12 protein-coding genes are annotated in these 14,009 nt (G+C 73.4%); 4 read left to right on the forward strand and 8 right to left on the reverse strand.

Annotated features, from left to right (window positions below):
- Positions 1 to 37 precede the first annotated feature (37 nt).
- Positions 38 to 307 carry a hypothetical protein gene (locus tag ACIRVF_RS07610; protein WP_380609447.1) on the reverse strand — a complete coding sequence of 90 codons (270 nt, stop codon included), beginning with the start codon at positions 305 to 307 and terminating at the stop codon, positions 38 to 40.
- A gap of 844 nt (positions 308 to 1,151) precedes the next feature.
- On the opposite strand from ACIRVF_RS07610, the gene ACIRVF_RS07615 reads away from it, so the two are divergent.
- Entirely contained in the window at positions 1,152 to 3,356 is a 2,205-nt protein-coding gene (locus ACIRVF_RS07615; protein ID WP_402815145.1) for a CDP-glycerol glycerophosphotransferase family protein, read from the forward strand.
- A 123-nt stretch (positions 3,357 to 3,479) separates the two neighbouring features.
- On the opposite strand, the gene ACIRVF_RS07620 is transcribed toward ACIRVF_RS07615, so the two are convergent.
- Positions 3,480 to 3,692, reverse strand: coding sequence for an EF-hand domain-containing protein (locus ACIRVF_RS07620; protein WP_030283062.1), 213 nt, complete (start codon positions 3,690 to 3,692; stop codon positions 3,480 to 3,482).
- Between the two features lie 176 nt (positions 3,693 to 3,868).
- On the opposite strand from ACIRVF_RS07620, the gene ACIRVF_RS07625 reads away from it, so the two are divergent.
- Positions 3,869 to 4,537, forward strand: a complete 669-nt coding sequence (locus tag ACIRVF_RS07625; RefSeq protein WP_402815148.1) for a lysophospholipid acyltransferase family protein — start codon at positions 3,869 to 3,871, stop codon at positions 4,535 to 4,537.
- A 94-nt stretch (positions 4,538 to 4,631) separates the two neighbouring features.
- Here ACIRVF_RS07625 and ACIRVF_RS07630 read toward each other — a convergent pair whose 3' ends face one another.
- A complete protein-coding gene (locus tag ACIRVF_RS07630; protein WP_402815151.1) occupies positions 4,632 to 6,470 on the reverse strand; it encodes an ABC transporter ATP-binding protein in 1,839 nt (612 codons plus the stop codon).
- Between the two features lie 167 nt (positions 6,471 to 6,637).
- Positions 6,638 to 7,411: an SDR family NAD(P)-dependent oxidoreductase gene (locus tag ACIRVF_RS07635; RefSeq protein WP_402815153.1), complete on the reverse strand. Its 774-nt coding sequence runs from the start codon at positions 7,409 to 7,411 to the stop codon at positions 6,638 to 6,640.
- 104 nt (positions 7,412 to 7,515) lie between these two features.
- On the opposite strand from ACIRVF_RS07635, the gene ACIRVF_RS07640 reads away from it, so the two are divergent.
- Entirely contained in the window at positions 7,516 to 8,235 is a 720-nt protein-coding gene (locus ACIRVF_RS07640; RefSeq protein ID WP_402815156.1) for a serine hydrolase domain-containing protein, read from the forward strand.
- On the opposite strand, the gene ACIRVF_RS07645 is transcribed toward ACIRVF_RS07640, so the two are convergent.
- The gene (locus ACIRVF_RS07645; RefSeq protein ID WP_402815159.1) at positions 8,126 to 8,806 is read right to left on the reverse strand and encodes a LysE family translocator; all 681 of its coding nucleotides are present in this window, start codon (positions 8,804 to 8,806) and stop codon (positions 8,126 to 8,128) included. The genes ACIRVF_RS07640 and ACIRVF_RS07645 overlap by 110 nt on opposite strands.
- Before the next feature lie 97 nt (positions 8,807 to 8,903).
- Here ACIRVF_RS07645 and ACIRVF_RS07650 point away from each other — a divergent pair, with 97 nt between their 5' ends.
- Positions 8,904 to 10,229: a PLP-dependent aminotransferase family protein gene (locus ACIRVF_RS07650; RefSeq protein WP_402815162.1), complete on the forward strand. Its 1,326-nt coding sequence runs from the start codon at positions 8,904 to 8,906 to the stop codon at positions 10,227 to 10,229.
- Between the two features lie 135 nt (positions 10,230 to 10,364).
- Here the strand turns inward: ACIRVF_RS07650 and ACIRVF_RS07655 are convergent, their stop codons facing one another.
- The 3 genes from ACIRVF_RS07655 to ACIRVF_RS07665 are packed head-to-tail and all read right to left on the reverse strand — an operon-like array spanning position 10,365 to position 13,884.
- Positions 10,365 to 11,270: an SDR family oxidoreductase gene (locus ACIRVF_RS07655; protein ID WP_402815165.1), complete on the reverse strand. Its 906-nt coding sequence runs from the start codon at positions 11,268 to 11,270 to the stop codon at positions 10,365 to 10,367.
- On the reverse strand, positions 11,267 to 12,280 hold the full coding sequence (locus ACIRVF_RS07660) for an alpha/beta fold hydrolase (RefSeq protein WP_402815168.1): 1,014 nt from the start codon (positions 12,278 to 12,280) through the stop codon (positions 11,267 to 11,269). The genes ACIRVF_RS07655 and ACIRVF_RS07660 overlap by 4 nt, the downstream gene beginning before the upstream one ends.
- Entirely contained in the window at positions 12,277 to 13,884 is a 1,608-nt protein-coding gene (locus ACIRVF_RS07665) for a flavin-containing monooxygenase (protein ID WP_402815171.1), read from the reverse strand. The genes ACIRVF_RS07660 and ACIRVF_RS07665 overlap by 4 nt, the downstream gene beginning before the upstream one ends.
- Positions 13,885 to 14,009: the final 125 nt, after the last annotated feature.

Below are 14,009 nucleotides of genomic sequence, written 5' to 3' on the forward strand. Positions count from 1 at the left end.
CTGGGCCCGGGGCACACCCCGCCCCCGGGACCGGGTGCTAGCCGCGCCCGCCGAAGAGGCTCCGCCGCAGCCGGCGCAGCGGCGCCAGCAGCGAGACGCGGGTGTGGCGACGGCGGGCCGCCGCCGGGGCGTCGGCGCCGCGCGGCGTCAGCTCCCTTATCAGCCCGAGCGCCTCGGCGGTGTCCACCGCCGAGAGCGCGGGCGCGCCGAGCACGGCCAGGTGTCGGTCGATCCGGCGGCCGGTCGCGCCGACACCGCACTGGATCGCCGGCACACGGGGCCGAGTCCGCACTTGCATGTGTTCCATCAGTTTTCCCACCCCTACGAGGCGCCAGGGCCGTGAGGCGAAGACTATCCGTGAGGGACGGCCTTCGCGCAACCGTCCTTGGTGTTGTGCCACCGTACCGTGCGACGCCAACTGACGATGCACCAGGGGCCGCCAGGGCGGTCACGACTAGGCATCAATGATGGTGCACGACCGGCCGTCCGTCATCGGGGCCGGGAAGTGCGGGCCCGGCACCCGCCCCCCGCGGTACGCGCCGGGCGCACGGGGACGGGCGCACGGCGCGCCCGCCGTGTCGACGAATCGCCTCCAGGGAGCACCGCCGGGAAGCCCGTGGCACCGCCGGCGCCGGCCCCCGCGCACCCCTCCCGAAGCCCGTTCCGCGGCCCCTCCCTCAGCCCGCCCCGGCCCCGCCCACCGCCCCGGCGCGACTCCGGCACGGCTTCCCATATAGGGGACAGCCGCCACATCGACAAAGCGATCACCGCGTCACCGTACGACTTCATGAAGTGAACGCATTCGGGGGATTGACTCACGTCAATCCTCCAAGCAATATCTGATGCACACGCCCGGGTGCCCGCACCGCACCCATGCGCGTGTTCGAGTGATGAACGACTCGATGAGTAACTCCGGCTCCTGCGGGCCACTGCCCGGCCACCTCGACGCTGCGGTGGCCAGGCCCGCACGGTGCCCGGACCGGCGGCCGGCCGTAGAGGGTCGGCCGGGCCGCCACCAGACTGCCGGTGCCGCCCCGCTCGGGGCCCGGCACCGGCGGTTCCGGGCCGGCCGCACGCCGATCGCACCGCCCGGCCTCCGCGGCCGGACGTCCCCGCAGGTCGCACCCCGTGGATCGGTAGACTCGGCCAGCGTGTCCCTCCTCCTCAGCATCGTGCTCCCGGTCCACGGCGTGGAGCGGTACCTCCCGCGCTGCCTCGACTCGATCCTCGGCGAGACCCCCGCCGCCGAGACCCGCTTCGAGGTGATCGCGGTCGACGACCTCTCCCCCGACGGCTCCGGCGCGATCCTGGACGCCTATGCCGCCCGCGACCCCCGGCTGCGCGTGATGCACCTCACCGAGAACCAGGGCCTCGGCGGCGCCCGGGCCGCGGCCCTGCCGCAGGTGCGCGGCGAGTACGTCTGGTTCGTGGACAGCGACGACTGGCTGCCCGAGCGGACGGTCGGCGTGATCCTCGACGAGCTGGCGCAGGAGCGCCGCCGCGAGGTACCCGCCGACGTGCTGCTCACCGACTTCACCCACGTCTATCCGGACGGCGGGAGCGAGCCCAACCCCTGGCGGCACGTGCTGGTCGGCTCCCCGCTGGTCGAGGGCTGCACCCTGGCCGAGCACCCGGCGCTGTTCCAGACCGTGATGTCGGTGTGGAACAAGGTGTTCCGCCGCGCGTTCCTGGAGGGCCTCGGCGTCGCCTTCGGCCGCGGCTACTACGAGGACATCTCGGTCACCTACCCCGCCCTGCTGGCCGCCGAGCGGCTGCGCTACCTGGACCGCCCCTGCTACTTCTACCGGCGCGGCCGGGACGGCGCGATCACCGCGACCCCCTCCCCCAAGCACGCCGACGTGTTCGCCCAGTACGACGCGATCTTCGCCTTCATCAACCGTTCCGACCGCCCCGGCAGGCCCGTCCCGGAGTCGCTGCGCACCCTGGTCTTCGACCGGACCGTCCGCCAGGCGCTGAACATCTACGACACCCCCGGGCTGGTCCCCGTCGCCCGGCGCAAGGACTACTTCCACCGGATCGCCCTGCACTTCGAGCGCCACCGCCCGGCGGACTACCGCTTCCCCGGCGGGGTGCGCGGCGTGCAGTACCGGCTGGCCGCCCGCGGTGCCCGGATCGCCTACGCCGAGCTGCGCCGGACCGGCCGGCTGCCGCGCGAACTCAAGCGCGGGGCGAGGGCGGTGGCGCCCGCGGTGAAGAAGGGCGTGCGCAGCGGCGCCCGGTTCACCGCGTACAACGCCTTCCGCCGGCTCCCGCTGGACGAGCACCTGGCGGTCTACGCCGCGTACTGGCACCGCGGTTACGCGTGCAGCCCGGCGGCGATCTACGAGAAGGCGAAGGAACTCGCCCCGCAGATCCGCGGCGTGTGGGTGGTGGAGAACCGCCGGCAGGCCGACACCATGCCGCCCGGCGTCCCGTACGTGATCGTCAACACACCCGCCTACCTCAAGGCGATGGCGACCGCCAAGTACTTCGTCAACAACGTCAACTTCCCGCGCACGATGGCGAAGCGCCAGGGCACGGTACACGTCCAGACCCAGCACGGCACCCCGCTCAAGGCGATGGGCATGGACCTGCGGGGCCGCCCCGAGGCGGCCGAGGGGATGGACTTCGACCGGCTCCAGGAGGCCATCGACCGCTGGGACTTCCTGGTCTCCTCCAACCCGCACACCAGCGAGCACTTCGCCCGGGCCTTCCCCGGCCGGTACGAGATGCTCGACACCGGCTACCCGCGCAACGACCGGCTGGCCAACGCCACCCCGGAGGAGGTCCGGGCGATGCGCGAGCGGCTCGGGCTGCGCCCGGGCACCACGGCGGTGCTGTACGCGCCGACGCACCGCGGCGGCAAGGGCGGCTACGTGCCGCTGCTGGACGTGGCGGAGCTGGCCCGGCGCCTCGGCCCGCGCTTCACGCTGCTGGTGCGCACCCACTACTTCCACACCGGCGGCCCGGGCGACCTGACGACCGGTGAGGACGCGGCGCGGATCGTCGACGTGTCGGCGCACCCGGTCGTGGAGGACCTCTACCTGGCGGCGGACGCACTGGTGACGGACTACTCGTCGATGATGTTCGACTACGCGGTGCTGGACCGGCCGGTGGTGATATTCGCCCCGGACTGGGAGGAGTACCAGCGCGAACGCGGCGTCTACTTCGACCTGTTCGCCGAGCCGCCGGGCGCCGTCACGGTGGACGTGGACGGGCTGGCGCGGGCGCTGCGCGCGGGCGATCCGGAGCCGGGGGCCCGGGAGCGGTTCCGGGCGAAGTTCTGCGTCTGGGACGACGGCGGGGCGGCGGAGCGGGTGGTGCGCCGGGTGTTCCCGGTGGGCCCGGCACGGTAGCGGACCGGCCTCCCGGCGGGGCCGGGGCCACCGACGGGCGGGGCCGGACCGCCGACGGGCGGGGCCGCCGATGGACGTGGCCGACGCCGCCGGTGGGGCGGCCCCGGCCACGTCCGCGCGGACTCAGCGCTGGCGGGCGGCCAGGAACTCCTCGAAGTCCAGGAAGCCCTGGTGACGGGTGTCCATCGCGTGGATCAGCGCCTCGGCCATCGAGATGGTGACGCTGTGGTCGCCCATCTCGTTGGCGGCCAGCGCGTACTCGGCAGCGGTGATCTTGCCGTCGCCGTTCTTGTCGAAACGGTCGAACATCTCCTTGATGGCCTCGACGCTCTCCATCGTTTCCTCCTGGGCACTGCGGGGTCTTGCTCGGTTGGGACGGCCGTACCCTACCCGGCCGTGGTGTGCGCCACGGTGTCCGGGAGTGGACGAGCGCCGGGGTGGGTGTCGTAGTCTGCGGGTCTGATTGCTGACCCGGGCTCCTCCCGGGCGGTCGTTCGTCCAGGGAGGGAACCGTGCTCGACCTCGCCACCAGGCTGGTGCTGAAACCCGTTTCGCGCGGGATCTGGCGCCCGGTCATCGAGGGCATCGAGAACGTGCCGCGCAAGGGCGGAGTGATCCTGGCCAGCAACCACCTGTCCTTCATCGACAGCGTGGTGATCCCGCTCACCGCCCCTCGCCGGGTGCACTTCCTCGCCAAGGCCGAGTACTTCACCGGTACCGGGCTCAAGGGCCGGGTCTCCAAGGGTTTCTTCGAGGCGATCGGCGCGGTGCCGGTCGAGCGCGGCACCTACCGTTCCGCGCAGGCCTCGCTGGAGTCGGCGCTGGAGATCCTGGAGGCCGGAAAGGCCTTCGGCATCTACCCCGAGGGCACCCGGTCGCTGGACGGCCGGCTCTACCGCGGCAAGACGGGCGTCGCCTGGCTGGCGCTGACCGCGGGCGTGCCGGTGGTGCCGGTGGCCCTGGAGGGCCCGGAGCACATCCTGCCGATCGGCAAGCGCGTCCCGCGGATCAAGAAGGTCACCGTCCGCTTCGGCGAGCCGCTGCACTTCGACGAGCTGCACGGGCAGGCCCGTTCGCTGAAGGCCCGTCGGCAGGTGACCGACGAGGTGATGGCGGCGATCCAGCGGCTCTCCGGCCAGGAGGTCGTGGAGAGCTACAACGAGATCCCGAAGGCGGCCTGACCGCCCTTCGGGCCGTTCAGGCGCGGCCGACGGCCCGCGCGGTCACGCGCCGCCGGTGTCCGACGGGGTCGGGCACGCCCGGGACCCCGCGGGGTCACGCGTGGCCGAGCGCCGCGGCTTCCGCCAGGGCCGCGGCCTCCGGTGCCTCCCGGCGCAGCAGCGCCGCGTACCGGCCGTCCAGCTCCACCAGCTCCTCGTGGGTGCCGAGTTCGACCACCTCACCGTGATCGAGCACGGCGATCTGGTCGGCGGAGCGGACGGTGGAGAGCCGGTGCGCGATGGTGATGGTGGTGCGGCCCGCGGCCAGGGTGTCCACGGCCTGCTGGACGGCGCGTTCGGTGCGGTTGTCGAGCGCGCTGGTGGCCTCGTCCAGGATGAGCACCGGGGGGTTGCGCAGGATGGTGCGGGCGAGCGCGAGGCGCTGCTTCTCGCCGCCGGAGAAGCGGTAGCCGCGTTCGCCGACCAGGGTGTCGTAGCCGTCCGGGAGGGCGGCGATGGTCTCGTGGATCTGTGCGGCCCGGGCGGCCTCGACCAGTTCGGCGTCGTCGGCGCCGGGCTTGGCGAAGCGCAGGTTGTCGGCGACCGAGGCGTGGAAGAGGTAGGTCTCCTGGGAGACCACGCCGACCGCGCGGGCCAGGGTGTCGAAGGACAGCTCGCGCACGTCCACGCCGTCCAGGGTGACCCGGCCGCCGGTGACGTCGTACAGCCGCGGCACCAGGTAGCTGAGGGTGGTCTTGCCGGAGCCGGTCTCGCCGACCACCGCCAGTGAGGTCCCGGCCGGGACCTTGAGTTCGACGCCGGCCAGGGTCGGGCGCTCCTGCTCGGGGTCGTAGCGGAAGTCGACGGCCTCGAAGCGGACCTCGCCGCGGATGTCGGTCAGCTCGACCGGCCGCGGCGGTTCGGCGATCTCCACCGGCAGGTCGAGGTACTCGAAGATGCGCTGGAAGAGCGCGAGTGAGGTCTGCACGTCCACGCCGGTGGAGAGCAGGCCGACGGTCGGGCGGAACAGGCCCTGCTGGAGGGTGACGAAGGCGACCAGGGTGCCGACCGAGACGATCGGGGCGCCCGCGGCCGAGGTCAGGCCGGCCGCCCAGTAGATCAGCGCGGGCATCGCGGCCATCACGATCATGATGGTGTTCATCCGCCAGCGTCCGGCCATGCTGGCCCGCACCTCCAGGTCGGCGAGCTGGTCGGACTGCTCGGTGAACTCCCGGGCGAGCGAGTGGGAGCGGCCCATGGTGCGGCCGAGCAGGATGCCGCTGACCGACAGCGACTCCTGGACCGCCGAGCTCATCGCGGCCAGCTGCTTCTGCCGTTCGGTGGTGATCTTCTTGCGCTCCCGGCCGACCCGCCGGCTGATCCAGACGAACAGCGGCAGCAGGAGCAGCGAGACGACGGTCAGCCGCCAGTCGAGGGCGACCATGGCGACGATCGAGGCGATCACCGCGGTGAGGTTGGAGACCAGGCTGGTCGCGGTGGAGGTCACCGTGGACTGCATGCCGCCGATGTCGTTGGCGATCCGGGACTGCACCTCGCCGGTGCGGGTGCGGGTGAAGAAGGCCAGTGACTGCCGCTGGAGGTGCCCGTAGACCGCCGTGCGCAGGTCGTGCATGACCCGCTGGCCGACGGTGGTGGAGATCAGCGTCTGCAGCACGTTGAAGATGCTGTTCACCACGGCGGTGAGGATCATCCCGAGCGCGAGCAGGCTGAGCAGCCCGGTGCGGCCCTGCGGGATGGCGGTGTCCAGCACGGCTCTGAGCAGGAACGGCGAGACCACGGACACCACGGCCGAGGCGGCGACCAGCAGTCCTACGGTGGTGAGGCGGCCCCGGTACGGGCGGAACAGTGCGAGGATGCGCCGCCACTGGGCCGGCGGGCGGGGGTCGCCCTCGGTGCGCTCGGGCGGGGTCCAGTCGATGGCGGCGGGCCTCAAGAACGGGCCTCCCTGGATCGGGCGCGCGGGGGCGTGGCCGCGGCGGCGGGCTTGGCGGTCGGTCGGGTGTCAGCATAGCGAGAGTAGCTCATAGTTAGGCAAGCTAATAGTGAGGGTTACTCTATTCCCGCGTCGCCGTGCCGCCCCGGGCCGACCGCCGTTGCGCCTCAGTTCGTCCGGTAGGTGCGCGCAGCCTTCGAGGACAGGCCGCCGAGCTTGCCGGACGGCAGCACCCGGGCGATCGCCACGGCGAGCTTGTAGCGCTTGCCCGGTACGGACACCGAACGGCCGCGGGCGAGGTCACGCATCGCCTCGTCCACCACCCGCTCGGCCGACAGCCAGGACCAGGACGGGATGTTGCCGGTGCCCATGCCCGCCCGCTGGTGGAACTCGGTCCGGGTGAAGCCGGGGCACAGCGCCATCATCCGCACGCCCGTCCCGCCGAGGTCGCGCAGCACGCCCTGGGTGAAGCTCACCACCCACGCCTTGCTCGCCCCGTAGGTGCCGCGCGGCAGGAAGGCCGCCACCGAGGCGACGTTCACGACCGCGCCCCGGCCGCGCTCGCGCATCCCCGGGAGGGCGGCCGTGGTCAGCCGCAGGATGGCCTCGATGTGCACCTTCAGCATGTCCAGCTCGTCCTGGAGCGGGACGGTCCCGAAGGCGCCCTTGTTGCCGAACCCGGCGTTGTTGATCAGGAGGTCCACCGGGCGCTCGGCGTCGGCGAGCCGGGCCTCGACGGCGGCGATGCCCTCGTCGGTGGCGAGGTCGGCGGTCAGCACCTCCGCCTCGGTGCCGTACCGGGCGTGCAGGTCCGCGCTCGCGCGCTCCAGGCGGTCGGTGTCCCGGGCCACCAGGACGAGGCGGTAGCCGCTGCGGGCGAGCCGGCGGGCGAAGGCGGCTCCGATGCCGGCGGTCGCGCCGGTGATCAAGGCTGTGGTCATGCCCCTGACCGTACCCACTCACCCGCAGCCAGGCCCACACCCAGGGCGACTCACCTGGTCAGCGGGCTGCGGGTGCCGGCCGTCCCGGCCTGGCCCGAACCCTGGTGCGCAGCCGACCCGGTAGCCGGTACGGCTACTCCAACTACGGGCTCGGCCTGCTCGGGCGCGTGCTCGCCGAGGCGGCCGGGCTGCCGTACGGGGAACTGCTCGCCGAGCGCGTGTGCGGACCGCTCGGGCTGCGGTCCACGACCTGCGCTCCGGATGCGCCGCGCCTGGCCGTCGGACACCGCCGCGGACGGCCGCTGCCGCCCTGGCGCATGCCCGGGCTGCCGGGCGCGGGCGCCCTGCGGACGTCCGGCGCCGACCTGCTGCGCCACCTCGGCGCCCACCCGCGTGGCGCCGAGGGCGCATTGGGGGCCGCGCTGCGGGACGTCCAGCGACCTCGACTGCGGCTGCCCCGCTCGGCCGACCGACTCGGCCTGGTCCGGATGCACCGCCGCTCGGGCGGCCGTGGCCTCTCCTTCCACTCCGGCGGGACCCGCGGATTCACCAGCTCCGTCGGCTTCTCGGCCCCGGGCCCGTCCGCCGTCGCCGTCCTGGCCAACACGGCACCGGCCAATGGACGGGCGCCTCGTCGATGCCGGGTACGACCTGCTGCGGGCCGCCGCCCGGGGCGGCTGAGGGCGCCGCCCGGGACAGTCCTGGACCGCCGCCCTAGACCGCCACCGCCTTGGCGCGGTCGGCGGCGATGCGGACCGCGAGGCCGGCCAGGACGGTGCCCATCACGTAGCGCTGGACGCGCAGCCAGGCCGGGCGGCGGTTGAGGAAGCCGGCGATGCTGCCCGCGCTCATCGCGATCAGTCCGTTCATGCCGACCGCGATCGCGATCTGGGTCAGGCCCAGCACCAGGCTCTGCGCCGCGACGTGGCCGCGCTCGGGCACCACGAACTGGGGCAGCAGCGAGATGTACATGACGGCGATCTTGGGGTTGAGCAGGCAGGTCAGGAAGCCCATCGTGAACAGGCGGCGGGGCGGGTCCGGGGGCAGTTGCTGCGGGGCGAAGACCGCCGTACCGCCGGGCTTGACCGCGTTCCAGGCCAGCCAGAGCAGGTAGCCGGCGCCGGCCAGCTTGATCGCGGTGTAGAGGACGGGCACCACCGAGAAGACCGCGGCCACCCCGGCCGTCACCGCGACCAGGTAGACCAGGAACCCGGCGGCGACGCCCGTCAGCGACACCAGTCCTGCGCGGCGGCCCTGGGATATCGAGCGCGAGACCAGGTAGATCATGTTCGGCCCCGGCGACAGCACCATGCCCAGCGCCACGGCCGCGATGCCGAGCACCGCGTGGCCGTCCACCGCGTCCAGGGCGTCCGCGGCGTTCATCAGCTCGTCCATGCGTCGAGGCTAGGGTGCGGGGTGATCTCGATGCAATGATGGCTTTGCGCTCGGTGCAATGTGTTCGGGTCCCAGGTATGTGAGGAGTTGGCTCCCGATGGACGACTACCGGCAGATCGCGGACGAGGTCGCCGCCGACATCACCGGTGGACGGCTGCGACCGGGCCAGCAGCTGCCCACCCAACGCGCCTTCGCCCGCAGCCGAGGCATCGCCGTCTCGACGGCGGGGCGGGTCTACCGCGAACTGGTCCGGCGTGGGCTGACCGTCGGCGAGGTCGGGCGCGGCACCTTCGTCCGGGCCGGGCGGTCCGCGGAGGACGGGCGGATCGCGCTCGCCGAACCGGCCGCAGCGCCCATCGACCTGGAGCTCAACTACCCGAGCGCGCCCGGGCAGGCGGAGTTGCTGGCCGGCGGACTGGCGCCGCTGCTACGGGCCGACGCGCTGGGCCAGGCGCTCCGGCCGGTCGGCGCGGCCGGGACGGACGCGGCGCGGCAGGCCTTCGCCCGGCTGCTCGCCACGGGCGAGGGCGGCTGGGAGATCGACGCGCGGGGGCTGCTGTTCGCGGGCAACGGCCGGCAGGCCGTCGCCGGGGCTCTCGCCGCGCTGGTGCCGCCCGGGCAGCGGCTGGGAGTCGAGGCGCTGACCTACCCGGTGGTGAAGGCGGTGGCAGGGCGTCTGGGCATCCGGCTGGTGCCGCTCGCGATGGACGAGCACGGGCTGCGGCCGGACGCCGTCGCGACGGCCCACCGGGCGGCGCCGCTGAGCGCCGTGTACGTCCAGCCCCGGTTGCAGAACCCGCTGGGTGTCAGCCTGCCGCCCGAACGGGCCGCCGCGCTGGCGGCGGAGCTGCGGCGGCTGGACCTGCCGGTGGTCGAGGACGCCATCTGGTCCTTCCTGCGCCCCGGACCGGCGCCGCTCGCCGCGCTCGTGCCCGAGCGGACGGTGCTGGTCGACAGCCTCTCCAAGCGGCTCGCGCCGGGACTGACCACCGGGTTCGCGGTCGTCCCGGACGGGCTGCGCGAACGCGTCGCGGGCGCGCTGCGGACCGGCGGGTGGACGCCGAGCGGCTTCGCGCTGGAGGCGGCGGTGCGCTGGATCGGGGACGGGACGCTGGCGGCGGTGACGGCGGCGAAGCGGACGGACGCGGCGGCCCGACAGGCGCTGGCCCGGGAGGCTCTCGCGGGCCAGCGGGTGCGGGCGGACCCGTGCTCGTACTACCTGTGGTGGGAACTGCCGGGCGCATGGCGGGCGGAGACCTTCGTCGCCGCGGCGGCGCGGGCGGGGATCTCGGTGACGCCCGCGTCAGCCTTCGCGGTGGATCCGCGGAGCACGCCGTCCGCGGTGCGGGTGGGGCTGGCCTCGCCGCCGCTGCCGGTTCTGGCGTGGGCACTGCGGGTGCTGACGGGGATCGCGAACAGCTGACAGCCGACGACTGACAGATGACAACTGACAGATTTCAGCTTTCGAAATCTGAAATCTGTTCGCTGTTATCTGTGAGCTGACATCTGCTCGCCGCCAGTCGTCAGTCATCAGCCGTCAGCCGTCAGCCGTCGCTCCTCACCCGTCCGTCCCCGACCGGCTTCCGCGCGCGGCCGTGTCCGCGGCGCCGCCGGCCCCGACGGCACGCAGGCGGGAGGCGGCGGTGGCCGCCAGCTGCGGGGCGAGCTTGGCCACGTCACGGGAGCCGACCACCGCGATCAGGCTGGGCAGCAGCCAGCGGACCGGCTGCATGCCGCGCAGCCAGGCCTGGGCGTACACGTGGGCGGACCGTCGGGCGATCCCGGCGACGATCCGGTCCACCGCGGGCTCCAGCGGATAGGTCTTGTTGGCCGGCCACGGCAGCCGGCCACGCATCTGCTTCAGCACGGTGTCCTCGTCGGCACCGCGCACCATGTCGGTGTCGGTCCAACTCAGGTACCCCACACCGACCTTGACCCCCTGGTAGGCGACCTCGGCACGGATCGAGTGGGCGAAGGCCTCCACCCCGGACTTGCTGGCGCAGTAGGCGCTCATCAGCGGTGCGGGCGTCAGCGCGGCGAGCGAGGCGATCTGCAGCAGGTAGCCGCGGCTCTCGACGAGCGCCGGCAGGAAGGCCCGCGCGGTGGCGACGCTGCCGAGCAGGTTGACCTCGATCACCCGGCTGAAAGCCCGGTGGTCGCTGTCGGCCAGCGGTCCGCCGATCGCGATCCCGGCGTTGGCGACCACGGTGTCGATCCGCCCGTAGTGCTCCTTGATCCGGCCGGCGGTCTCGTCGAGCGCTTCCAGGTCGGTGACGTCCACCTCCCAGGCGGTGGCGTCCGCGCCGCACTGCGCCGCGACGGCCTTCAGCTCCTCCGGCTCCAGGCCCAGCAGCGCGACCTTGGCGCCGCGCCGGGCCAGCTTGCGGGCCAGCGAGGCGCCGACCCCGCGGGCGGCACCGGTGACGACGACGACCTGCGCGGACAACGGCGGGATGGCGTTCATGCGGCAGTGGTCCTCTCGACGACGACAGCGGGGGCAGGGACTGAAGCGGGGGCTGAAGCGGGGACGGGAGCCGGGACGGAAGCAACCGCGGGGGCGGCGCCGCTCAGGTGCGCGGCGGCCATCCGGTGGATCTCGGCGGCGACCTCCTCCGGCCGCTCCAGCGGAGCCATGTGCCCGACGCCGGGCAGAAGCAACAACCCCTGGGGGTCCGCGAGTTCGGCGACGATCCGGTGGGCGTGCACCGGCGGGGTGAGCCGGTCCGCGGTGCCCACCACCACGGCGGTGGGCGCGCTGATCCGACCGAGGCCGGCCCGTACGTCCAGCCGGTCGAGCACCCCGGCCCAGTGGAAGCGGACCCCGGTGGGGCAGGCGTGCACGATCCGGGCCGTCGCCTCGACCTGTCCGGCGGGTGAAGTCGGCCCCATCGTCGCGTACTTGAGCGCCGCCCGGCTGACCGCCGAGACCGGGCCGAGCGGCAACCGGGAGCGCAGCAGCTGCCGGTGCAGGAAGCGCCGCAGGCCCGGGGCACGGAGGGCGTCCGGCAGGACGGTGAGTTCGGCGACCAGCTCGCTCGGGCCGGTGGAGATCAGGACGTTGGCAGCGGTGCGCTCGGCGACGTCGGGTCGGCCGCCGGCGGCCATGATGGTCATCCCGCCCATGCTGTGCCCGGCCAGCACCGCCCGCTCCCCCGCCGGAACGGTCCGGGCGAGCACGGCGGCCAGGTCCTCGGCGAGCGCCCGGGTGGAGTAGCGGGCCCGGCTGGGCGGGACCTCGCTGTGCCCGTGGCCGCGCTGGTCGTAGGCCACCACCCGGTAACGGTCGGCGAGTCGGCGGATCACCGGGGCCCAGAACGCGGTCGAGCAGGTCCAGCCGTGGGAGAGCACCACGGTGGGCGCTCCGGGCCGGCCGTGCACCTCGACGTGCAGCCGGATGCCGTCCGCCGAGCGGATGCTCAACTCCTCGACGGGCGTGGGCGGTACGTACTCGGCGGGGAGCTGGACGGAGCTCATGCGGTGGCCTCCTGGACGGTTCGGGCGGTGGTCGGGGCGGCGCGCATGATCAGCTCGTACTCGCCGAGGTCGACCTTGCGGGTGGCGCGCCGGAAGGAGGTCGTGGAGCCGGGCCAGAGCACGGTGTTCTTGCCGCTCGGGTCCAGGTACCAGCTGCGGCAGCCGCCGGTGGTCCAGACGGTGCGGTCCATCCGGTGCTGCAGTTCGAGGTTCCACTGCCGCTGGGCGCGGACGGTGGGCTGCATGGCGGCGGCGCCGATCGAGTGGAGCGTGGTCAACGCATCGACCATGTAGTTCAGTTGGGACTCGATCATGAGGATCATCGAGCTGTTGCCGAGGCCGGTGTTGGGGCCGATGACGAAGAAGAGGTTGGGGAAGCCGTGCACGGTCGAGCCGCGCAGCGCCTCCATGCCGTCCTTCCACTCCTCCGCCAGGCTCGTCCCGTTCGCCCCGAACACCCGGGCGCCGATGGGCATGTCGGTGACGTGGAAGCCGGTGCCGAACACGATGGCGTCCACCTCGTGCTCGCTGCCGTCGGCGGCGACCAGGGTGGAGCCGCGCAGCTCGCGCAGGCCGGCGGAGACGACCTCGGTGTTGGCGGCGGCGAGCGCCGGGTAGTACGTGTTGCTGAGCAGGATGCGCTTGCAGCCGATCCGGTAGTCCGGGGTGAGCCTGGCGCGCAGCTCCGGGTCGGGGACGCCCTGGGCGATGTGGCGTTCGGCGAGTTGCTGGACGAGGCGCAGCAGTCCGGGGCGGCGCACGAAGGCGTCCACCTGGAGCTCGCGGAGCGCGAACAGGGTGCCCCGGCGGATCTTGGCGGTGACCGGCAGCCTGCCGTGCAGCCACTTCTCCAGCTGGGTGATCTCCCGGTCGCGGCGCGGAAGGACCCAGGCCGGGGTGCGCTGGAAGACGGTCAGCTTTCCGGCCTTCGGCTGGATCGACGGGATGATCTGGGCGGCGGAGGCACCGGTGCCGACCATGGCGACGCGCTTGCCGGTCAGGTCGTAGTCGTGGTCCCAGCGGGAGGAGTGGAACACCTTGCCGGGGAAGGTGCTCAGGCCGGGCAGGTCGGGGATCTGGGGGTCGGCGAGCGGTCCGGCGGCGGAGACGAGGGCGTCGGCGGTCCACCGGCCGGCCGAGGTGGTGATCCGCCAGTGGGCCCGCTCGTTGTCCCAACGGGCCTCCAGAACTTCGGTGTTGAAGTGCAGGTGCGGGCGGAGCCCGAAGACGGTGGCGACCTTCTCCAGGTAGGCGCGGATGTCCGGCTGGCCCGAGAAGCTGCGCGGCCAGTCGGGGTTGGGCGCGAAGGAGAAGGAGTAGAGGTGCGAGGGCACGTCGCAGGCGCAGCCGGGGTAGCTGTTGTCGCGCCAGGTGCCGCCGACGGAGTCCGCGCGCTCCAGGACCACGAAGTCGGTGATCCCGGCGCGGCGCAGCCGGACGGCCGCTCCGAGGCCGCCGAAGCCGGAGCCGATCACCGCGACCCGCACGTGGGGTACGACCTCCGTCACGGCGCCGGTGTCCGCCGCGGCGCCGGTGTCGGTCGCGGCGCCGGTGTCGGTCGCCGCGGACGCGCCGGAGCGGGGGCGCTTGCTGCTGGATGCCATGCGGCCTCCTCCTGAAGGGTGGGGCGGTGGTCGTCACGCTCTTCCGGGGGTCGCGGCCCCGGAGCCTCCTGGACCGTCCTCGGAACCCTGCCAATCGCGCCAGTAATCACTGGCGCGATTGGCAG

Source organism: Kitasatospora sp. NPDC101157 (assembly GCF_044768255.1).
In the GTDB taxonomy this organism is placed as follows: domain Bacteria; phylum Actinomycetota; class Actinomycetes; order Streptomycetales; family Streptomycetaceae; genus Kitasatospora.

Bases quoted from the DNA above. Each gene is read 5' to 3' on its own strand.
- ACIRVF_RS07610 (WP_380609447.1), bottom strand. From the start codon at position 307: ATGGAACACATGCAAGTGCGGACTCGGCCCCGTGTGCCGGCGATCCAG.
- ACIRVF_RS07620 (WP_030283062.1), bottom strand. From the start codon at position 3,692: ATGGAGAGCGTCGAGGCCATCAAGGAGATGTTCGACCGTTTCGACAAG.
- ACIRVF_RS07635 (WP_402815153.1), bottom strand. From the start codon at position 7,411: ATGACCACAGCCTTGATCACCGGCGCGACCGCCGGCATCGGAGCCGCC.
- ACIRVF_RS07645 (WP_402815159.1), bottom strand. From the start codon at position 8,806: ATGGACGAGCTGATGAACGCCGCGGACGCCCTGGACGCGGTGGACGGC.
- ACIRVF_RS07650 (WP_402815162.1), top strand. From the start codon at position 8,904: ATGGACGACTACCGGCAGATCGCGGACGAGGTCGCCGCCGACATCACC.
- ACIRVF_RS07655 (WP_402815165.1), bottom strand. From the start codon at position 11,270: ATGAACGCCATCCCGCCGTTGTCCGCGCAGGTCGTCGTCGTCACCGGT.
- ACIRVF_RS07660 (WP_402815168.1), bottom strand. From the start codon at position 12,280: ATGAGCTCCGTCCAGCTCCCCGCCGAGTACGTACCGCCCACGCCCGTC.
- ACIRVF_RS07665 (WP_402815171.1), bottom strand. From the start codon at position 13,884: ATGGCATCCAGCAGCAAGCGCCCCCGCTCCGGCGCGTCCGCGGCGACC.